The sequence below is a fragment of the Glycomyces sp. NPDC050141 genome, assembly GCF_055586545.1.
Genome location: NZ_JBVJHZ010000020.1, coordinates 29,972 through 49,589 on the forward strand (window position 1 = coordinate 29,972; position 19,618 = coordinate 49,589).

Here is a 19,618-nt window from a genome sequence, read left to right on the forward strand (position 1 = left end):
CGATGGCACCTCGACGCGGACGTGATGTGATTGGTGCATGACAAGTCCACCGGGTCTCCTCAGCCGCATCAGACGCGGCGACGCGATAGCCGCGGCGCTGCTGTTCGCGGTGGGCGCGGTCTTCATCGGACTCGGCAGCTACGAGCACTACAAGGAAGCGCCGGTGGCGCTGCGGTTCGTGCCGCTGGCGCTCACCTGCCTGGGCGTGGTGATCCGGCGGGCGCGCCCGGGGTGGTGCCTGGTGCTGGGCACCCTCGGCATCGGCCTGGAGCTGTTCATCGGGTTCTCGCTCGCCACGGCCTGCGTGTTCACCGACAACCTGTATTCGTTCGTGCGGTACGGGCGCCGCGACCGCGTGAAGCCCTTGGCGCTCGCGGCGGGGGCGCTCGTGATCGGGGCGGCGGTGTGGGTCGGGATCGACAGCCACAGCGCGGCGGGCGTGCTCAGCACGGCCGCGATCGTGGCCATCATCCTGCTCTCGCCGATCGGCACGGGCTTGATCGTGCGCCAGGCCCACGACCGCGCGAACCTGGAGGCCGAACGCGCCGAGCAGGCGACACGGCTGGCGGACGTGCGCCGCCGCGAGGCGGTGCTGCGGGAGCGCACCCTCATGGCCCGCGAGCTGCACGACACGGTCGCCAACTACCTGTCGGCGATCGCGTTGCAGTCCACGGCCCTGCAGTCCCGCAAGGACCTCGACACGGAGACGGTGCGCACCTCGGTCGCGGCGATCCGCTCCAGTTCCGTCGAGGGCCTGGCCGAGCTGCGGCGCATCATCGGGCTGCTGCGCGCCGGTGACGAAGGCGAGGAGCTGGCCTCGTACCGGATCGACCAGGTGCCGGGGCTGGTCGAGCGCATCCGCGCCGTCGGGTTGAAAGTGGAGTTCGACATCGAAGGGGCGCAACCGGATCTGCCCGGCGAGGTGGAGCTGACGGTGTACCGGCTGGTGCAGGAGGCGTTGACGAACGCGCTCAAGTACGGGTCTGACGCGTCGGTGGTGATCGCGTTCGAGCCCGAGCGGCTGACCGTGCGGGTCGAGAACGCGCTGAACCCGGAAGCCGAGCCGGTGCCGGGCGGCGGGGCCGGTCTGGTGGGCATGACGGAACGGGTCCGACTTTTGGGAGGTAAGGTGCACGCCGGGCTGGAGGGCGACCGATGGAAGGTCTGCGCGGAGATCCCCACGGGAGGCATCGGATGACCCGCACCCGTCACCCCGCCCAACCGCTCGTTTCGCTCGCTGCCCCGAACAGGAGTAAACGCTGATGACACGGGTCTTGCTCGCCGACGACCACGCGGCGGTCCGCGCCGGGCTGCGGATGCTGCTGGACAGCGCGGACGACATCGAGGTGGTCGGCGAGGCCGCCGACGGCGTCGAGGCGGTCGCGCTGGCGGGGGAGCTGCGCCCGGACGTCGTCGTGATGGACATCCGGATGCCCCGCAAGGACGGCATCGCGGCGGCGGCCGAGCTGCGCGGTGTCGCCGATGTGCTGGTGCTGACGAGCTACGGCGACGACGAGCACGTGTTCGACGCGCTCCGGGCGGGCGCGAGCGGGTTCATGCTCAAGGACGCGGACGCCGAGACCCTGGTCGAGGCGGTGCGCACGGTGGCGCGCGGTGACGGGCTGATCTCGCCCGCGGTCACGCGGGGCTTGATCGCCGAGTTCGCGCGCTCGCGCCCGGCGTACGCGCCCATCGCGGTCGACGGCGCGGGGCTCGCCAACCTGACGCCGCGCGAGACCGAGGTGCTCGCGCTCATCGGCGAGGGCATGTCGAACGCAGAGATCGCGAGCGAGCTCGGCATGGCCGAGGCCACGGTGAAGTCGCACGTCACGCGCGTGCTCGCAAAGCTGGGCCTGGCCAGCCGAGTGCAAGCGGCGATCTTCGCCCGCGAACAGGGGAGGTGAGTGGGGGCCTTTAGCGACCGGCGACCGGCCGTCGCCCGCGAACAGGGGCGTTGATCACGTCCCAACCTCCGGAATAGGCGTGCGCCGCTTCGTCTGAATGCTGATACAGTACTCTGCATAGTCATTCAGCATGGAGGTTTCCAGTGACTTATCAGGTCGCCGTGGCGGGCGCCAGCGGCTACGCCGGGGGCGAGGTGCTCCGGCTGCTCGCCGACCACCCGCAGCTCGACGTCGTCGCCGCAGGCGCGCACAGCAACGCCGGTGAGTACATCACCGCAGTCCACCCCCACCTCACGGCGTACGGCGACCGACGCTTCACCCCGACCAGCCCGGAGGCCTTCGCCGAGGCCGACCTGGTCATCATGACGCTTCCGCACGGCCAGTCGGCCGCGCTGGCCGCCCAGCTCCCCGCCGGTCAGAAGATCGTAGACCTCGGGGCCGACCACCGGCTCGAATCGTCCGCCCAGTGGGAGGCCTACTACCCGGGCCCGCACGCCGGGACCTGGACGTACGGCCTGCCCGAGCTGCCCGGCCAGCGCGAGGCGATCATCGCCTCGTCCCGGGTCGCCGCGACCGGCTGCTACGCCGTCGCCACGATCCTGGCCCTGCGGCCCCTCCTCGACGCGGGCATCGCCTCGCCCGAGGACGTGGTGGTCGTCGCCGCCTCCGGTACCTCCGGCGCGGGCAACGCCCCCAAGAAGAGCCTCCTCGCCAGCGAGGTCATGGGCTCGATGAGCCCCTACAAGGTGGGCGCCCACCAGCACGTGCCCGAGATCAAGCAGGCCTCCGGCGCTTCATCGATCGCGATGACGCCGCTGCTCGCTCCGATGCCGCGCGGCATCATCTCCACGGTGACCGCCAAGGCCACCGCCGAGGTGACCGCTGCCGACGTGCACGCCGCGCTGGTGAAGGCCTACGACGGCGAGCACTTCGTGCACGTCCTGCGTGAAGGCCAGTGGCCGACCACGGCCGCCACCTACGGCACCAACGCCGTCCAGCTCCAGGGCACTGTGGACAAAGACTCGGGCCGGATCATCGTGACCTCGGCGATCGACAACCTCGGCAAGGGCGCGGCCGCGCAGGTCGTGCAGTGCGCCAACCTCATGCTCGGCCTCCCCGAGGCCGCGGGCCTCACCGTGAACGGAGTGGCACCGTGACCCACACCCGTCGCCCTACCCGCCGGCTCGCTTCGCTCGCCGTTCCCCAGACCGGAGTAAACGCATGACTGTGACGACCCCGAAGGGCTTCAAGGCGTCCGGCGTCACCGCCGGGCTCAAGGCCTCCGGCAACCCCGACATGGCGCTCGTCGTGAACGAGGGCCCGCTGCAGGTCGCCGCGGGCCGCTTCACCGGCAACCGCGTGAAGGCCGCCCCGGTCAAGTGGACCCAGCAGGTGCTCACCACCGGCAAGCTCAAGGCCGTGATCCTCAACTCCGGCGGTGCGAACGCCTGCACCGGCTCCGAGGGCTTCCAGAACACGCACGCCACCGCCGAGAAGACCGCCGAGGTCCTCGGCTGCGGCGCGGTCGAGATCGCGGTCTGCTCGACCGGGCTCATCGGCGAGCAGCTGCCGATGGACAAGATCCTCCCGGGCGTCGAGGCCGCTGCCGCCGCGCTCGCCGAGGACGGCGGCGTCCAGGCCTCCACCGCGATCATGACCACCGACACCGTGGCGAAGAACTTCGCGGTCACGACCGCCGCCGGGTGGACGATCGGCGGGATCGCCAAGGGCGCGGGCATGCTCGCCCCCGGCCTCGCGACGATGCTCGTGGTCATCACGACCGACGCCGTGGTCGACCAGCCGCTCGCGGACGCCGCGCTCGGCACCGCCTGCCGCTACTCGTTCGACCGGCTCGACTCCGACGGCTCGATGTCGACCAACGACACCGTGCTGCTCCTCGCCTCCGGCGCCTCGGGCGTCGAAGCCGAAGCGGACGAGTTCATCTCGGCGCTCACGAAGGTCTGCAAGGACCTCGCGCACCAGCTCCTCACGGACGCCGAAGGCTCCACGAAGGACGTCGCGATCACCGTCTCCGGCGCCGCGACCGAGGACGACGCCGTCGAGGTCGCCCGCTGCGTCGCCCGCGACAACCTCGTCAAGACCGCCCTGTTCGGCTCGGACCCGAACTGGGGCCGCATCCTCGCCGCGGTCGGCACCTCCAAGGCGCCGTTCGACGCCGACGCGGTCGACGTGGCCGTCAACGACGTGTGGATCTGCAAGGCCGGCGCCGCGGGCGAGTCCCGCGACCTCGTCGATCTCAAGGGCCGCAACGTGAAGATCGACATCGAGCTCCACAACGGCGCCGCGTCCGCGACCATCTGGACCAACGACCTGTCCCACGACTATGTTCACGAGAATTCGGCCTACAGCACATGAGCAGCCGCCCGCACCCGTCGCCCCGCCCGCCGCTCGCTTCGCTCGCTTCCCCGAAACGGAGTAAACGCTGATGAGTCTCAGTGACCTCGCCCCCCACCTCCAGAAGGCCCTCGGCAAAGCCGAGACCCTGATCGAGGCCCTGCCGTGGCTCCAGCGCTTCACCGGCTCCATCGTGGTGGTCAAGTACGGCGGCAACGCCATGATCAACCCCGAGCTGCAGGCCGCGTTCGCCGCCGACATGGTGTTCCTGCACTACGTCGGCATCAAGCCCGTCGTCGTGCACGGCGGCGGCCCGCAGATCTCCTCCATGCTGAGCAAGCTGAACATCGCCTCCGAGTTCAAGGGCGGCCTGCGCGTCACGACCCCCGAGGCCGCCGACGTGGTCCGGATGGTCCTGGTCGGCCAGGTCGGCCGGGAACTGGTGGGGCTCATCAACAACCACGGGCCGTTCGCCGTCGGCATGTCCGGCGAGGACGCCCAGCTCTTCACCGCCAAGCGCCGCTGGGCCGACGTGGACGGCGAACGGGTCGACGTGGGCCGCGTCGGCGACGTCGCCTCGGTCAACACCGCCGCCGTGGACGACCTGATCGCCGCCGGGCGCATCCCCGTCGTCTCCACTGTGGCCCTCGACCACGAAGGCGTCCTCTACAACCTGAACGCCGACACGGCCGCCGCCGCGCTCGCCGAGGCCCTCGGCGCGCAGAAGCTCATCGTCCTCACCGATGTCGAAGGCCTCTACGAGAACTGGCCCGACAAGGACTCGCTCCTGCGGCAGATCACCACGAACAAGCTCGCCGACATGCTGCCCTCGCTCCAGGCGGGCATGGTCCCCAAGATGGAGGCCTGCCTGCGCGCGGTCAAGGGCGGCGTCCCCCAGGCGCACGTCATCGACGGGCGCGTCCCCCACTCCACCCTGCTGGAGATCTTCACGACCGACGGCGTCGGCACCATGGTCCAGGAGTCGAAATGACCTACTCTGACGAGATCAAGCTCCGGTTCTCCACCTTCCTCATGGGCAACTACGGGCTCCCGCCCGTGGTCCTGCGCGAAGGCGAGGGCCGCTACGTGACCGATGTGGACGGCGCCGCCTACCTCGACATGATCGGCGGCATCGCCGTCTCCAGCCTCGGGCACAACCACCCCGCGCTGGTCGAGGCCGTCAGCACCCAGGCCGCCCGGCTCGCCCACACCTCGAACCTCTTCCTGCACGAGAAGGAGGTCGAGCTCGCCGAGAAGCTGCTCGACCTGGCCCAGCTCGACGGCAAGGTGTTCTTGTGCAACTCCGGCACCGAGGCTAACGAGGCCGCGCTCAAGCTCGCGCTGCTCTCCGGCGCCGAGACCGGCCGGACCAAGATCGTCGCCGCCGAGAACGGCTTCCACGGCCGCACCCTCGGCGCCCTCTCGATCACCGGCAAGGCCGCCATCCGCACGCCGTTCGAGCCGCTCGGCCGCAACGTCGAGTTCGTGCCCTTCGGCGACATCGACGCGCTGAAGGCCGCAGTGGACGACGAGACCGCCGCGGTCTTCCTCGAGCCGATCCAGGGCGAAGGCGGCGTCGTCACCGCCGCCCCCGGCTACCTCACGGCCGCAAGGGAACTCACCTCCGCAGCCGGAGCGCTCCTCGTCGTCGACGAGATCCAGTCCGGCTTCGGCCGCACCGGCGCCTGGTTCGCCCACCACGCCGAGAACGTCGAACCCGACATCATCACCCTCGCCAAGGGCCTCGGCGGCGGCGTCCCGATCGGCGCCATGCTCGCGGGCGCAGGAGTCGCCGCCGCGTTCACGCCCGGCGTCCACGGCTCCACCTTCGGCGGCAACCCGATCGCCTGCGCCGCAGCGCTGGCCGTCATCGACACCATCGAACGCGACCACCTCTTCGAGAACGTGCTCGCCCTCGGCCGCCACCTCGACGCCCGGCTCGCGGACGACCCCCGGGTCACCGAGATCCGCGGCCAGGCCCTGTGGCGCGGCATCGCCCTGACCGAGCCCGTCGCCGGGGAGGTCGTCACCGAGCTCATCGGCCTCGGCGTGCTCGCCAACGCGCCCCGGCCCGACACTATCCGGATCGCGCCCCCGCTCACGATCACCGAATCGGAGCTGGACGCCTTCTGCGACAAGCTCATCACCGCCCTCGACACCGTTGTTCCGGCCCCGGGAGGTCGACCGTGACGCTCAAGCACTTCCTCAAGGATGACGACCTCACCGTCGCCCAGCAGGCCGAAGTCCTCGACCTCGCCGCGAAGATGAAGGGCGACCGCCACGGCTACCCCGCGCTCGCGGGCCCCAAGTCCGTCGCGGTCGTCTTCGAGAAGCCCTCCACCCGGACCCGGCTCTCCTTCGACATCGGCATCGCCGAGCTCGGCGGGCACTCGGTCGTCATCGACGCCCAGTCCACGCAGCTCGGCCGCGGTGAGACCGTCGCCGACACCGCTAGGGTCCTCTCGCGGTACGTGAGCGCGATCGTGATCCGCACCTTCGGCGACGACCGGATCGAAGAGCTCGCCGCCAACGCGAGCGTCCCGGTCGTCAACGCGCTCACCGACGGCTGGCACCCGTGCCAGCTCCTCGCCGACCTCCAGACCGTCGCCGAGCACAAGCCGCTCCCGGGCACGAGCATCGCCTACCTCGGCGACGCCGCGTTCAACATGGGCAACTCCACCGTGATCGCCTGCTCGATGGCCGGGATGCACGTCCGCATCGGCGCCCCCGAGGGCTACCAGCCCGCCCCCGAGGTCCTGGCCCGCGCGGCCGAGATCAACGCTGCCACGGGCGGTTCCGTGCTCGTCACCGCCGACCCGGTCGAGGCCGTCACCGGCGCCGACGTCGTCTCCACCGACGCGTGGGTCTCGATGGGTATGGCCGACAACGAGAAGCGCATCGCCGAGCTCACCCCGTACCAGCTCAACACGGAACTGCTCGCGCACGCCGCCGACGACGCGATCGTCCTCCACTGCCTCCCCGCCCACCGCGGCGAGGAGATCACCGACGAAGTCATGGACGGCCCGCACTCGCGCGTGTTCGACCAGGCCGAGAACCGCCTCCACGCCCAGAAGGCCCTCCTCGCCTGGCTCCTCAAGGAACAGGCATGAACCAGCCGACCACGAAGGCGGCCCGCCAGGCCCGCATCGTCGAGCTGATCTCGGGCAGCCCCATCCGCTCCCAGACCGAGCTCGCGAACCTCCTCGCCGCCGACGGCATCGAGGCAACGCAGGCCACGCTCTCGCGCGACCTCGAAGAGCTCGGCGCGGTCAAAGTGCGAGGCACCGACGGCGGCTCCGCCGTCTACTCGATCTTCGCGGAAGGCGAACGGCCCCTTCGCGACACCGAGATCGCCTCCGACCGCCTCCAGCGGCTCCTGCGCGAACTCCTCGTCGGCGCCGACCACTCCGGCAACATGGCCGTCCTGCGCTGCCCGCCCGGCGCGGCCCAGTACCTCGCCAGCGCCATCGACCGCTCCGGCCTGCACGACATTATCGGCACGATCGCCGGGGACGACACGATCGCAGTGATCGCCCGCGACGGCGTGACCGGCGCCCACGTCGCCGACCAGATGCTCCACTGGGCGGGCAAAGGGCCCGCACCCGTCGCCCCGCCCGCCGGCGCCGCAAGCGACGCCTCTCCCCAAACCGGAGGGGCTTCGCCCCCGTCCTTTCATGACCCGTATGCGTCCCAAGACCACCAGCAATGACCGTGAAGCTCAGCAAGGGAGACGCCGCGTAATGGCGAAACTGTGGGGAGGCCGCTTCTCGGGCGGCCCGGCCGCCGCGCTCGAGGCCCTGAACGCCTCGATCGGCTTCGACTGGCGCCTCGCGCCGTACGACCTCAAGGCCTCGAAAGCCCACGCGCGCGTGCTCAACCGCGCGGGCCTCCTGACCGCCGACGAGCTCGACAAGATGCTCGCCGCCCTCGACTCGCTCGGCGAAGACGTCGCCTCCGGCGCGTTCACCGGCACCGTCGCCGACGAAGACGTGCACACCGCGCTCGAACGCGGCCTCGTCGAACGCCTCGGCGACCTCGGTGGCAAGCTCCGCGCCGGACGCTCGCGCAACGACCAGATCGCCACCGACCTGCGCCTGTACTGCCGCGACCACGCGCGCGGCCTCGCCGCCGACCTCACCGACCTCGTCTCGGCACTCACCGAACAGGCCGCCGGCCTCGTCGACGCGCCCGCGCCCGGCATGACCCACCTGCAGCACGCGCAGCCGATCACCCTCGGCCACCAGCTCCTGGCCCACGCGCAGGGCCTCCTGCGCGACCTGGACCGCCTGCGGGACTGGGACAAGCGCGCCGCGCTGTCCCCGCTCGGCTCGGGCGCGCTCTCCGGCTCGTCGCTGCCGCTCGACCCGGTCGCCGTCGCCGAGGAACTCGGCTTCGACGCCCCCGTGGCGAACTCGCTCGACGGCGTCTCGGACCGCGACTTCGCCGCCGAACTGCTCTTCGCGTGCTCGATGGTCGGCATCCACCTCTCCCGCCTGGGGGAGGAGGTCATCCTCTGGTCGAGCCAGGAGTTCGGCTGGGTCACCCTCGACGACGCGTTCTCCACGGGTTCGTCGATCATGCCGCAGAAGAAGAACCCCGACGTCGCCGAGCTCGCGCGCGGCAAGTCGGGCCGCCTCGTCGGCAACCTGACCGGCCTGCTCGTCACCCTCAAGGGCCTGCCGTTCACGTACAACAAGGACCTCCAGGAGGACAAGGAGCCGGTCTTCGACTCGCTCGACAACCTGGCGCTCCTCCTGCCCGCCGTCACCGGCATGGTCGCGACCATGAAGTTCAAGGTCGAGGTCCCGCGCGCGTCCGCCCCGACCGGGTTCAGCCTCGCCACGGAGATCGCGGACTGGCTGGTGCGCAAGGGCGTCCCGTTCCGCAGCGCCCACGAGATCGCCGGTGCCTGTGTCGCGCACTGCGAGACGCGCGGCATCGAGCTGCACGAGATCGCCGACGCCGACCTGGCCGGCATCTCCGAGCACCTCGACCCGACCGTGAAGGCCGTGCTCGATGTGGACGGCGCGCTGGCGGGCCGCACGACCCCGGGCTCGACCGGCCCGAAACCGGTGGCCGACCAGCTCGCGAACGTCCGCGAGCAGATCGACGCCTGGCGAACCTGGGCTAACTGACGGCTCGCAAGCTTCGCCGAGACCGTCCGAAGCCAAGTAGGCAGAGCGAAAGCGGCCCGTGCATTCCGCACGGGCCGCTTTCGCGTCCGCCTAACTGAGCTTGACGGGCTCGGTGCAGTCCTGCGAAGGCGCGCCGATGATGTTGTCGGTGATGCAGATGGCCGCGGTCACGTGGGTGATCGACTTGTACTCGGCGGTGGTCAGGTCGAACGAGTACTCGAACTTGCCGTCGGTGCCCGAGAGCGGCACGTTGCGGCCGTCCACCACTTCGTCGTTGTAGTAGGCGAGGAACTCGATGTGGCGGGGCTTCGGCACGACGCCGAGGCAGACCCGGTCGGTGTCCACTGTCGTGATCGCCGTGCCGTCGATCGCCACGGTCGGGGCGACGACGATGTCCGGCCACTCGGCGGTGCCGGTGGTGTCGTAGTGCGTGCAGAGGTCTTCGCCGAGGTCGCTGAGGGAGAACGAGGTCGGCGCCGCGAACGTGCCGTGAATAGGCTGCTGGTAGACGTACTGCGTCTCGCCGCAGTCGCGCTCTTCCCCGGACCCGGTGTCGGGCTGGGTGACGCAGACGGCGACGGTCAGGTACTCGATCGCGGACCCGAAGGGTCCGGCGATGTGCTCCTCGAACGCGGCCCCGCCCGGGTACCGCTCGGTCGAGACGGGGATGCGGAGTTCGGCGATCGCTTTGCCGTCGCGGTCGTAGCCGGTGAACTCGACGTGCCGGTCCTCATTGAGGATCGGCAGGCAGGCCCACCCGCCGGAATAGGTGTACGTCTTCCCGCTGAGCTTGACGGGCGGCTGCTCGGGGATGCCCATGACGAACCAGTCGGCGGTGCCTTCTACCGCGAAGTTCGTGCAGCCGTCCTCGCCTGTGTCCTGGGCGGAGAAGCCGGTCGCGGCCGATGCCGGGGCAGCGGTCGCTATGACGGCGAACAACGCCGTGAGGACCACCAGGGCGGTCCTCACGGCGTTTCGGAGGTAGTGCGGTGGGTGCATGATGGCGACTCCTGGTCGTCGAGGGGTGCGCGCCCAACCTTCGCGCTCCGTTGTCAAATATGTACAGTCCTAAATATCCGTGAAGTCCCCTCGGGCGTCAAGCTCCTTGGCGAGGCGGCGCAGCCGCACGGCCGTGAAGACCGTGAAGAAGCCCCAGATGGCCGCGAAGAACCCGATCGTCACCACGAGCGCGACCGCGCCCTTGCCCGGACTGACGAGCAGCACGATGCCCAGCACGACTCCGGCGAGGCCGGAGATGATGAACAGCCAGCGCCCGCCCGCGTCGCGCGAGAGCCCGAAGCCGCTCACGATCGAGCCGATGCCGATCACGATGGCCCAGATCGCGATCAGGTAGAGCAGCGCGAGGGCGCTGATGCCCGGCCAGAACAGGGCGATGAGACCGGCGATCACGCCGAGGACGCCCATGGTGATGACGATGCCGCGCCCGCTCGACCGCTTGACGCCCATGGCGATCGCGGTGATGCCGTCGACCACCGCGTACGCGCCGAACAGGATGACGAGCGCGAGCAGCGTGATCTCGGGCCAGAACACGGCCATGGCCCCGAACACGATGGTGAAGATACCCCGCACCAGTATCCACGCCCAGTTCTTAGCGAGCAATTCGAACATCGCGACCACCCCATTCCACCTGCGATAACGCTCCTATCTCCGAGGCTAGACCCAACGGTTGCCACGAGCGCGATTTCCCTGAAACCCGACACCGCGGACGTACCGGGCGAGCTGTGGTGCGAATGCTGGACACTGGGTCCATGGTGATCGGATTCAGTCCCACCGGCGATGACGAGCGGATCATCGAGAGCCTGAGGCGCAAGGGCGAGAGCACCTCAGACATGCTGCGCCGCGGCCTGCGCAGCCTTGAGCGACGCGAGTGGGAGGAGCGGGCCCGCGCCGACATGGTGCGACTCGCGCTCGAAGACCTGTCGGACGAGCCCGACGCCTGGGAGTACGACGAGAACGGGAATGTCCGGATGGTCGGCACGGTCATTTCGGTCCCAGTTCGCAAGGACAGCGGCTGATGATCCGGGCGATCGCAGCGGCGGGTAATTCGCTTCTGGATCGGCGGGGTGCTGCGTAGGCTGCGGGCGTGAGCGATGTGCTGTGCGGGTTCCTTTCTGATCCGGCCGCTTTGGCGGAGTTGAACCACCGGGAGGCGGCCGGATGGCTGCTCGCGGACGGGTGGAACGTGTGCGGCGTCGGGGACTGGGCGACGGTGTGGCGCTCGCCCGACGGCGAGCTGGCCGCGCGGGTCAGCCCGTTCGAGCCGGCCTATGAAGTGTTCGTGCGGCTGTGCCGTGCACTGCCGGGCCATCCGCTCCTGCCTCGGGTCGAGCTCGATTCGCCGCTCGAGGGCGGCGGGCGGATCACCGTCATGGAGTTCCTTGCCCCTGCCGAGGGCGACCAGGCCGCCGCGATCTGGAATCGCTGGGACGAGGCGGAACCGGGCGACCCGGTCGCGGCGGTCCGTGCTGAAGCCGAGCGCTTGAACGCCGAAGCGGCCGAAACGGTCCCGTACTGGGGCGGCCTCGACCGCAATCCGAGCAACGTGATGGCGACGCTCGCAGGCGAACCGCGCCTGGTCGACCTGTTCTACGCCCAGGGGCTCGTCATCTACACCGAACTCCTCAAAGACCCGGCGAAGGTGCTGGCGAGTTTCCCTCCCGAACAACGCAAGTACATGGCCGAGATCGGTGCGGTCGTGCGGTTGTCCACTCCGGAGGACATCGCGGCGGTCCGAACGGTTGCCTCGTCTCCGTTGAGAAGCGCTGAACTGTCCTTAACAAGATCAATATTGCCGGTGGCGCTGCCGGGCAGCGAGGATCTAAGGGTGAGCCGCAAGAGCGGAACGAACCCCTAGGAACACCGAAATGGACATCGAACATCTCGAACGACCCCTCCCCGTCTACCTGCCGGCACCGGTCGACGGCGAGCGGACTTCGCCGCGCCTCTCGGTCGGTACCGCGATGCGATGCCGCCTGGCCGGGATGCGGGCGCGGCGGGCGATGTCGGTCCGGCGGGCCGTCGCGCGGGTGCGGTTGCGGCTGAACGGGGTCCGGCTCGGCCGGGCGGTCTCGGGCCTGCTGCGTCCTCCGGTGGCCCGCGCGCTGCTCGCGTTCATGATGCGCGGGTTCTTCAACCGTTCGTTCAAGCGCGCCCTCGCGAAGCGGGCGTTTCAGGACTCGCCGGGCGGCTGAGCCGCGAACGGGTCCCATTCGAGGTCGATCGGGCCGCGCTCCTCAGCGATGCGGGCGAAGGCGCGGATGGCCTCGTTCTCCTTGGCCGCGGGCCAGACCAGGGCCGATTCGACGGTCGGGGCGTCGATCAGCGGCCGGTACGTGATGCCGGGGTGCTGGTTGTACTTCGCGAACTGGGTGATGATCGGGCCGATCGCCGAACCGGTGACGATCATGGCCATCCCCGCCTGCAGTGTGTCGACGAGGTACTTGCGCTTGATCGGCCGCCCCGAGGGCGACCGTAGCGGCACGAAGAAGTCGATCCAGGTGTCGTCCTCCGCTGAGGAGACGATGACCTCGTGGTCGGCCAGATCCTCCATGCGGGCCTGGCCGCGTGCGGCGAGCGGGTGGTGTTCGGGCATGGCCATGAGCAGCGGTTCACGCATGATCACCGGTCCGACCACGAGTTCGGGGTCGTTGAACGGCAGGAGCGTGGCCATCAGGTCCACCCGGTGCTCGCGCAGGGGGCGGAGGTGGTCGCCGATCTCGGATTCGAGGAGGAGCCTCGTCGTGGCGTCCTCGTGCCGCGACTCGAACTCGCGGCCGAGGGCCACCAGGTGCCTGCCGTTCTCGGTCCCGAGGAAGCCGAGGCGCAGTTCGCCGCCGATGCCGCGCCCCGAACCCACAGCGCGGCGCACCGCTTCCTGGACGGCCTCGTGGGCGGGTCCGAGGTCCTGCCGGAACTGGCGCCCGAGCTCGGTGAGGACCACGCCCCGGCTCGTCCGCTCGAACAGCGGGGCGCCGACGAGGCGTTCGACCTTCTGGATGAGCTGGGTGACGCGGGCGGGGGAGACGCGGAGGCGCTTGGCGGTGCGGCCGAAGTGCAGCTCCTCGCACAGTGCGAGGAAGGCCTCGATCTCCTGTCGCTCCACGGCTCCGCTCCCGGCGTTCAATCTCGCTCAACGGGCGTTGAGCGCTCACTGAATGCCGATTATTCACGAACGTTTGCACCACTCACTATCCGGTACAGGCGAGGGGGGGGGGGGGGGGGGGGGGGGGGGGGGGGGGGGGTTTTGGGGGGGGGGGGGGGGGTGGGGGTGGGGCCCCCCCCCCCCCCCCCCCCGAAGCGCTAGACCAGGCTGTCTTCCCACTGCCGGTGCAGCGTCGCGTACTCGCCGCCGTGGTCGATCAGCTCATCGGGGTGGCCGTCCTCGATGATCCGGCCGTGCTCCAGCACGAGCACCCGGTCGGCGATCTCCACCGTGGACAGACGGTGCGCAATGATGATCGCCGTCCGGTCCGCCAGGATCGTGCGCAGCGCGCGCTGCACCAGGCGCTCCGAAGGGATGTCGAGCGACGAGGTCGCCTCGTCGAGGATCAGCACGCGCGGGTCCGCGAGGAACGCCCGCGCGAACACCACCAGCTGCCGCTGCCCGGCCGAGAGCCGCCCGCCGCGCTTGCGCACATGCGTGTCGTACCCGTCCGGCAGCGCGTCGATGAACTCGTGCGCGCCGACGACCTTGGCGGCCTCGATGATCCGCTCGCGGCTCGCCCCAGGCTTGCCCAGCTCGATGTTCTCCGCGATCGTGCCGTTGAACAGGAAGTTCTCCTGCGTGATCATCACGATGTTCGCGCGCAGGTCCCGCTCGGAGAGGTCCCGCAGGTCCACGCCGTCGAGCGAGACCGTGCCCGCCTTCGGGTCGTAGAAGCGGCTCACGAGCTTCGCGATCGTCGTCTTGCCCGCACCCGTCGCCCCCACGAGCGCCATCGTCTGCCCGCCCGGGATGCGCAGGTCCAGGCCCGGCAGCACCACCTGGTCCTCCCGGTACTGGAACCGCACGCCGTCGAACCGCAGCTCGCCGCGCGGCGACGCGATCTGGCGCGGCGACTCCGGTTCGGCCACTTCCACTTCCTCGTCGAGCACGCCGGAGATCTTCTCCAGCGCCGACGTCGCCGACTGCAGCACGTTGTAGAACTGCACCAGCTCGTTCAGCGGGTCGAAGAACCGCTTCATGTACAGCAGGAACGCCGCCAGCACACCGACCTCGGTGTTGCCCTGCATGACCTGCCAGCCGCCGAACGCGAGCACCACGATCGTCGCCAGGTGCCCGATCCCGCGCATCCCGCCGGACATGAACGCGTTCTGCTGGTGCCCCTTCGCCTGTGCGAACCGGTTGTCCGTGTTCAGGCCCGCGAACAGCTCCCGGTCGCGGTCCTCGCGCCGGTACGCCTGCACCGCGCGCACCCCGCCCATCGACTCCACGAAGTAGACGATCAGGAGCGCCACGGTCTCGCGCGCCCGCCGGTACGCCAGCGTCGACACCTTGTTGAACCAGCGGCCCAGCATGATCATCAACGGGAACGTCAAGAGCGTGACCAGCGCCAGCCGCGTGTCGATCACCAGCATGACCACGGTGATCGTGACGACGTTCAGCCCGGCGAGCACCAGGTCGTCCACGCCGTTCTCGGTCAGCTCCCGGATCGCCTCCATGTCAGAGGACTGCCGGGCCGTCACGCGGCCCGACGTGAACCGCTCGTGGAACGACACCGACAGGTCCTGGAACTTGCGGAACACCCTGTTGCGCAGCGCGAACAGCATTGCGTTGCCGACCTTCGCCGACTGCGCGATGTACAGCCGCACGCACACGTACTTGACGACCGAGACCACCGCGAACGCGACCGCGATGCCGATCAGCACCGAGTAGTCGCCGCGCTCGCTGATCGCCGGGATCGCGTTGTCGATCCCGAACATGACCAGCAGCGGCGTGGCCATGCTCGTGAAGTTCTGCACCAGCAGGATCGCGCACAGGAACCAGACCGCCTTCTTATGCGGTCGGATCATCGAACCGAGGAGCTTGCGCGACTGCGTCCGCAGCTCCTTGATCGACGCCGCGTCGTCCACTTCGGCGCTCGTGCGGTCGGCCTCGGCCGACTCCGCCTGGCCGCGCCACGACACGTGTTTGTCGGCCGGCTTGTCGGTCATGGTCATGCCGCCACCTCCTCAGACTCAGCCGAGAGCACGTCCACGTACTCAGGGCTCTGGGCCATCAGCGCCGAGTGCTTCCCGAACGCCGCGATCCGGCCTTCGTGCAGCAGCGCAACGCGGTCCGCGAGCGCCACCGTCGAGGGCCGGTGCACGACGACGAGCGCGGTCGTCTCCCGCAGCACCTGCGCGAGCGCCCGTTCCACCAGCTCTTCGGTGTGCACGTCGAGCGCCGACAGCGGGTCGTCGAGGACGAGCACCGCAGGCCGCACGACGACGGCGCGGGCGAGCGCGAGGCGCTGGCGCTGGCCGCCGGAGAGCGAGAGGCCCTGCTCGCCGATGCGGGTGTCGAGCCCGTACGGCAGGTCGTGCACGAACTCGGCCTGCGCGACCTGAAGGGCCTCTTGGAGTTCCGCTTCGGTGGCGTCGGGCCGGCCGAGCGCGAGGTTCTCGCGCACGCTCATCGAGAACAGCGTCGCCTCCTCGAACGCGGTCGTCACGACCGAGCGCAGGTTCGCGAGCTGCAGGTCCCGGATGTCGGTGCCGTCCAAGAGGATGCGGCCGCCAGTCGGGTCGTTCAAGCGGGAAGGGAGTGACACGAGGGTCGACTTCCCCGAGCCGGTCTTGCCCGCGATCGCGACGGTCTCGCCGGGCTTGATCCGCAGGTCGACGCCGCGCAGGATGTCGCGCGTGTCGTCCTCGTACCCGAACTGCACGTTCTCGAAGACGAGTTCGCCCCGCACGTCGCTGCGGTCGACGGCCTTCGCGCCGGGCCGGTCCTTGATGGCCGGTTCGGTGTCGAAGACCTCGTAGACGCGGTCGGCGGCGGTCATGGCCTCGTTGCCGTGGGCCATGACCCAGCCCGAGGCCTCGATCGGCCACAGCAGCGCGAGCTGCAGCATGACGAACGCGGTCAGGTCGCCCACGCTCAACCGCCCTTCGGCGACCATGACCGACCCGAGGACGAGGACCGCGCCGATCGCGGCGGTGGCGATCGCGTCGTAGCCCGACCAGGAGCGGGACGCGATGAGGCTCTTGCGGATGCCCCGGTCCCGCAGCTCGGCGGCCTCCTTCTCGAAGCGCGCGGCCATGAGCGGCCCGCGTCCGAGCGCCTTGATCGCCCGGATGCCGAGCGCCGACTCCTCGGCGGCGCTGGAGACCTCGCCCGACTGGTCCTGCTCGGACCTGGCCGCGGGCAGGTAGCCCTTGAAGAACTTGCGGCCGATGAGGAACAGCGGCACGGCCGAGGCCGCGACGATGAGCGCGAGCCGCCATTCGATGAACAGCAGCTGGCCGAGGATGATCACGATCATGCCGATCGAGGTGATCGCGAAGACCAGGCCCCCGGCGAAGAACCGCCGGATCATGCCCAGGTCGGAGGTGACGCGGGCGAGGAGCTGCCCGGTCTGCCAGCGGTCGTGGAAGCCGGTGTGCAACCGCTGGAGGTGCGCGTAGAGGCCCGCCCGCATGTCCGCCTCGATCGCCATAGCGGTCGTGGTCTGCATGTAGCGCCGGGAGAGCTGGAGGATCGCGTCGGCCGCGCCGAGGAGGGCGATGAACCCGATGATGATCCACAGGCCCCGCATGTCCCTGTCGGCGATCGGGCCGTCGATGGCCCTGCCGACCAGCGGGGGAATGGCCAGGCCGGAGGCGATGTTCAGGAGGACCATCGTCCACAGCAGCGCCAGCCGGAACCGGTAGGGGTACAGGTACTTCTTGATGCGCCACAGGTTCGTCAGTGCCGAACGCCGTGGCTGCAGATCGTCTGTTTCGGACAGTTCTGGAGTTTTCAACCGCTCTGAGCCCACCGGATCACGGTACGAGCAGGGTCCGACACTCGGCAATCGATTTTCACCGGCCGACCGGCTAGCGGTCGGCCGGTGCGAGACTCAGCGACTACTGGAGCAGCAGGTCGCGCAGGGTGTCCGCGTCCTTGAAACCCGTCGACTCGGCGTACCGCTCCATGGAGCCGAAGCGGGCGTTGATCTCCTTGATGGTCTGGCGCATGGCCTCGGCCGGGACGTCCAGGCCGCCTTCGACCTCCGGCTTGCCGTAACGCTCGTCGCGCCACGCACGCCACCGCGCCGAACCGAACCGCGTCAGCTCGTAGTCGGCGGCGATGTCCTCGTCGTCGACCCCGAGGATCGACAGGAGCACGGCCGCGATGATCCCGGTCCGGTCCTTCCCGGCCATGCAGTGGAAGACGACCGGCTCGCCGCTCGCGATCACGTCGAGCGTGTCGCGCACGGACAGGTACCCGGACTCCATCATCCCGGTGTAGCGGTGCCGCAGGAACTCGACGAGCTCGGCCTCCTCCGTGAAGTTCGAGGAGTGGAGGCCGATGTCCTCCCACCTGATGTGGAGCATCTCGTGGTGGTGGAAATCGACGCCGTCGATGTCGGGGAACTTCGCGGACTCGTCCCATTCCGCGGCCCGGCGCAGGTCGATGACGTGCTTGATACCGAGGTGGTTGACGACCTGGTCGATATCGGCCTCGGTCGCGTTGCCGAAGTTGTCGGAGCGGTAGACCTGACCGGTCCGGACCTTCTTGCCGCCCAGGGCGTTCCAGCCGCCCACGTCGCGGAGGTTGAACACGTTCTCGGTGGGGATGAACTGCGGGGGAAGCGTCTCCAGCGGATCGTTCTCAAGGGTCATGGGCGTCTGCCTTCCTTTCGACGGGGTGCGCGGCGGGGAACGGCCTTGGGGCAAAGCGAACGGCGTGAACCGGATCGGTCCACGCCGTTGTAGCCCTGTCCCATTATCCCGACCGGTCCGCGAACGCGCTCATGCGTTTCCGCGAACCTGGAGACAACGGCAGGTTTCGCTTACTTAGAGCCTTCCGCAAGCTGCAGGAACTGCTTCTTGCTCGCCAGGTCCGCTTCCGCCTTCTTGATGCGGCCCGCATTCCCGTCGGCCTTGGCGCGCTCGAGCTTCTCCTCGGCCTCGGCGACCTGCTGGCGCATCTGGAGCAGCAGCGGGTTCTTCTCGACCGGGACCTTGCGCCAAGCGGTGTCCAGCGCGTCGCGGAGCTTGTCCTCGACGTTGCGCAGGCGCCGCTGCAGCTTCTGCTGGTTCTTGCGCGGGACGGCGCCGATGTCGTGCCACCCGGCCTGCAGGTCGCGGAACGCGTTCTGCGCGGCCTTCGGGTCGGCCTCGATGTCCAGCGCCTCGGCCTGCTTCAGCAGCTCTTCCTTCGCGGCCTGGTTGGCGTCCAGCTCCGCGTCGCGGGCCGAGAACACCTCCGAGCGGGCGTTGAAGAACACGTCCTGCGCGGCACGGAACCGCTTCCAGGCCTTCTGCTCGGCGTCGGGAGCCAGTCGCCCGGCGTCCTTCCACTCGGCCATGAGGCCCTTGAGCGCGTCGGCGGTCGGTCCCCAGTCGGTCGAGGTCGACAGCGCCTCGGCGCGGGCGATCAGCTCTTCCTTGGTCGACCCGATCACCTTGCGCTCGGCGTCGAGCTGCGAGAAGTACGCGCCGCGGTGGCGCGTGAACGTGTCGCGGGCCGAAGAGAACCGGCGCCACAGCTTCTGGTCGGTCTTGCGGTCGACCCCGTGGATCGCCTTCCACTCCTCGATGATCTCCGAGAAGCGGGCGCCCGAGGCCTTCCAGTGGCTGTCCTTCGCCGCGAGCTCCTCCGCCTCGGCCACGAGGGCCTCCTTGGCGGCGACGGCTTCGGCGCGCTCGGCGTCCTTGGCGGCCTTGAACTCGCCGAGCTTGTCGTCGGCGTGCTTCGCCAGGCCGTCGAGGCGCGCGGCGAGGCCGTCGACATCGCCGACCACGGCCGCGGTGTCGAGGCCTTCGCGGAGCTTGCGCAGCTGCGAGGCGGCCTGCTCGACGTCGGCGGACTCCGAGTTCAAGCGGGCGGCGATGAGATCGACTTCGACAACGAGGTCGGCGTACTTGCGCGCGAAGTGCGCGAGGCCCTCCTCGGTGGAGCCGGCCTGCCACGAGCCGACCGCGCGCTCGCCGGAGGAGGTTTTCACATAGACCGTGCCGTCGGCGTCAACGCGGCCGAAGCTGGTCCAGTCTCCGAGGTCACTCATCGCGGTA

Annotated in this window: 19 protein-coding genes; 12 read left to right on the forward strand and 7 right to left on the reverse strand. The window is 69.7% G+C overall.

Features of this window, described 5'->3' with window-relative positions; translation table 11 throughout:
- Positions 1–37 precede the first annotated feature (37 nt).
- The 9 genes from ACZ60M_RS13790 (at position 38) to argH (ending at position 9,394) form a co-directional block, all read left to right on the forward strand.
- Positions 38–1,198 carry a sensor histidine kinase gene (locus tag ACZ60M_RS13790; RefSeq protein ID WP_465417955.1) on the forward strand — a complete coding sequence of 387 codons (1,161 nt, stop codon included), beginning with the start codon at positions 38–40 and terminating at the stop codon, positions 1,196–1,198.
- A gap of 64 nt (positions 1,199–1,262) precedes the next feature.
- The gene (locus ACZ60M_RS13795; RefSeq protein ID WP_465417957.1) at positions 1,263–1,904 is read left to right on the forward strand and encodes a response regulator; all 642 of its coding nucleotides are present in this window, start codon (positions 1,263–1,265) and stop codon (positions 1,902–1,904) included.
- Positions 1,905–2,047: 143 nt separating this feature from the next.
- The gene (gene argC, locus ACZ60M_RS13800) at positions 2,048–3,061 is read left to right on the forward strand and encodes an N-acetyl-gamma-glutamyl-phosphate reductase (protein WP_465417959.1); all 1,014 of its coding nucleotides are present in this window, start codon (positions 2,048–2,050) and stop codon (positions 3,059–3,061) included.
- A 64-nt stretch (positions 3,062–3,125) separates the two neighbouring features.
- Complete coding sequence (argJ, locus tag ACZ60M_RS13805) at positions 3,126–4,280, forward strand: bifunctional glutamate N-acetyltransferase/amino-acid acetyltransferase ArgJ (protein WP_465417960.1); 1,155 nt, start codon at positions 3,126–3,128, stop codon at positions 4,278–4,280.
- A gap of 70 nt (positions 4,281–4,350) precedes the next feature.
- Positions 4,351–5,250 carry an acetylglutamate kinase gene (gene argB / locus ACZ60M_RS13810; protein ID WP_465417962.1) on the forward strand — a complete coding sequence of 300 codons (900 nt, stop codon included), beginning with the start codon at positions 4,351–4,353 and terminating at the stop codon, positions 5,248–5,250.
- A complete protein-coding gene (locus ACZ60M_RS13815; protein WP_465417964.1) occupies positions 5,247–6,449 on the forward strand; it encodes an acetylornithine transaminase in 1,203 nt (400 codons plus the stop codon). The genes argB and ACZ60M_RS13815 overlap by 4 nt, the downstream gene beginning before the upstream one ends.
- The gene (gene argF / locus ACZ60M_RS13820; protein ID WP_465417966.1) at positions 6,446–7,369 is read left to right on the forward strand and encodes an ornithine carbamoyltransferase; all 924 of its coding nucleotides are present in this window, start codon (positions 6,446–6,448) and stop codon (positions 7,367–7,369) included. The genes ACZ60M_RS13815 and argF overlap by 4 nt, the downstream gene beginning before the upstream one ends.
- Positions 7,366–7,968 (forward strand): arginine repressor, encoded by a 603-nt coding sequence (locus ACZ60M_RS13825; RefSeq protein ID WP_465417968.1) that lies wholly within the window; start codon positions 7,366–7,368, stop codon positions 7,966–7,968. The genes argF and ACZ60M_RS13825 overlap by 4 nt, the downstream gene beginning before the upstream one ends.
- A gap of 31 nt (positions 7,969–7,999) precedes the next feature.
- Positions 8,000–9,394, forward strand: a complete 1,395-nt coding sequence (argH, locus tag ACZ60M_RS13830) for an argininosuccinate lyase (protein WP_465417970.1) — start codon at positions 8,000–8,002, stop codon at positions 9,392–9,394.
- A gap of 90 nt (positions 9,395–9,484) precedes the next feature.
- Here the strand turns inward: argH and ACZ60M_RS13835 are convergent, their stop codons facing one another.
- Together ACZ60M_RS13835 and ACZ60M_RS13840 are read right to left on the reverse strand one after the other, a co-directional pair.
- Positions 9,485–10,393, reverse strand: a complete 909-nt coding sequence (locus tag ACZ60M_RS13835) for a hypothetical protein (protein ID WP_465417972.1) — start codon at positions 10,391–10,393, stop codon at positions 9,485–9,487.
- A 69-nt stretch (positions 10,394–10,462) separates the two neighbouring features.
- Entirely contained in the window at positions 10,463–11,023 is a 561-nt protein-coding gene (locus tag ACZ60M_RS13840; protein ID WP_465417974.1) for an HdeD family acid-resistance protein, read from the reverse strand.
- 140 nt (positions 11,024–11,163) lie between these two features.
- On the opposite strand from ACZ60M_RS13840, the gene ACZ60M_RS13845 reads away from it, so the two are divergent.
- The 3 genes from ACZ60M_RS13845 (at position 11,164) to ACZ60M_RS13855 (ending at position 12,606) form a co-directional block, all read left to right on the forward strand.
- Complete coding sequence (locus ACZ60M_RS13845) at positions 11,164–11,430, forward strand: hypothetical protein (protein WP_465417975.1); 267 nt, start codon at positions 11,164–11,166, stop codon at positions 11,428–11,430.
- A gap of 68 nt (positions 11,431–11,498) precedes the next feature.
- Positions 11,499–12,269: a hypothetical protein gene (locus ACZ60M_RS13850; RefSeq protein ID WP_465417977.1), complete on the forward strand. Its 771-nt coding sequence runs from the start codon at positions 11,499–11,501 to the stop codon at positions 12,267–12,269.
- 10 nt (positions 12,270–12,279) lie between these two features.
- Positions 12,280–12,606, forward strand: a complete 327-nt coding sequence (locus ACZ60M_RS13855) for a hypothetical protein (RefSeq protein WP_465417978.1) — start codon at positions 12,280–12,282, stop codon at positions 12,604–12,606.
- Here the strand turns inward: ACZ60M_RS13855 and ACZ60M_RS13860 are convergent.
- The 5 genes from ACZ60M_RS13860 to ACZ60M_RS13880 all read right to left on the reverse strand — a co-directional run bounded on the left by ACZ60M_RS13860 (position 12,585) and on the right by ACZ60M_RS13880 (position 19,611).
- Positions 12,585–13,517 carry a LysR family transcriptional regulator gene (locus tag ACZ60M_RS13860; RefSeq protein WP_465417980.1) on the reverse strand — a complete coding sequence of 311 codons (933 nt, stop codon included), beginning with the start codon at positions 13,515–13,517 and terminating at the stop codon, positions 12,585–12,587. The two genes, ACZ60M_RS13855 and ACZ60M_RS13860, sit on opposite strands and share 22 nt — an antisense overlap.
- 197 nt (positions 13,518–13,714) lie before the next feature.
- A complete protein-coding gene (locus tag ACZ60M_RS13865; RefSeq protein ID WP_465417982.1) occupies positions 13,715–15,574 on the reverse strand; it encodes an ABC transporter ATP-binding protein in 1,860 nt (619 codons plus the stop codon).
- On the reverse strand, positions 15,571–17,238 hold the full coding sequence (locus ACZ60M_RS13870) for an ABC transporter ATP-binding protein (protein WP_465418062.1): 1,668 nt from the start codon (positions 17,236–17,238) through the stop codon (positions 15,571–15,573). Before ACZ60M_RS13870 ends, ACZ60M_RS13865 begins: the two co-directional genes overlap by 4 nt.
- A 226-nt stretch (positions 17,239–17,464) precedes the next feature.
- Entirely contained in the window at positions 17,465–18,223 is a 759-nt protein-coding gene (locus tag ACZ60M_RS13875; RefSeq protein ID WP_465417984.1) for a tyrosine-protein phosphatase, read from the reverse strand.
- Between the two features lie 170 nt (positions 18,224–18,393).
- Entirely contained in the window at positions 18,394–19,611 is a 1,218-nt protein-coding gene (locus ACZ60M_RS13880; protein WP_465417986.1) for a DUF349 domain-containing protein, read from the reverse strand.
- Between the last annotated feature and the right edge of the window lie 7 nt (positions 19,612–19,618).

Coding starts and splice junctions, on each gene's coding strand:
- ACZ60M_RS13870 (WP_465418062.1), bottom strand. CDS start 17,238: ATGGTCCTCCTGAACATCGCCTCCGGCCTGGCCATTCCCCCGCTGGTC.
- argJ (WP_465417960.1), top strand. CDS start 3,126: ATGACTGTGACGACCCCGAAGGGCTTCAAGGCGTCCGGCGTCACCGCC.
- ACZ60M_RS13790 (WP_465417955.1), top strand. CDS start 38: ATGACAAGTCCACCGGGTCTCCTCAGCCGCATCAGACGCGGCGACGCG.
- ACZ60M_RS13795 (WP_465417957.1), top strand. CDS start 1,263: ATGACACGGGTCTTGCTCGCCGACGACCACGCGGCGGTCCGCGCCGGG.
- ACZ60M_RS13825 (WP_465417968.1), top strand. CDS start 7,366: ATGAACCAGCCGACCACGAAGGCGGCCCGCCAGGCCCGCATCGTCGAG.
- ACZ60M_RS13845 (WP_465417975.1), top strand. CDS start 11,164: ATGGTGATCGGATTCAGTCCCACCGGCGATGACGAGCGGATCATCGAG.
- ACZ60M_RS13835 (WP_465417972.1), bottom strand. CDS start 10,393: ATGCACCCACCGCACTACCTCCGAAACGCCGTGAGGACCGCCCTGGTG.
- ACZ60M_RS13855 (WP_465417978.1), top strand. CDS start 12,280: ATGGACATCGAACATCTCGAACGACCCCTCCCCGTCTACCTGCCGGCA.
- ACZ60M_RS13865 (WP_465417982.1), bottom strand. CDS start 15,574: ATGACCATGACCGACAAGCCGGCCGACAAACACGTGTCGTGGCGCGGC.
- ACZ60M_RS13880 (WP_465417986.1), bottom strand. CDS start 19,611: ATGAGTGACCTCGGAGACTGGACCAGCTTCGGCCGCGTTGACGCCGAC.
- argB (WP_465417962.1), top strand. CDS start 4,351: ATGAGTCTCAGTGACCTCGCCCCCCACCTCCAGAAGGCCCTCGGCAAA.
- ACZ60M_RS13875 (WP_465417984.1), bottom strand. CDS start 18,223: ATGACCCTTGAGAACGATCCGCTGGAGACGCTTCCCCCGCAGTTCATC.
- argH (WP_465417970.1), top strand. CDS start 8,000: ATGGCGAAACTGTGGGGAGGCCGCTTCTCGGGCGGCCCGGCCGCCGCG.
- ACZ60M_RS13815 (WP_465417964.1), top strand. CDS start 5,247: ATGACCTACTCTGACGAGATCAAGCTCCGGTTCTCCACCTTCCTCATG.
- ACZ60M_RS13840 (WP_465417974.1), bottom strand. CDS start 11,023: ATGTTCGAATTGCTCGCTAAGAACTGGGCGTGGATACTGGTGCGGGGT.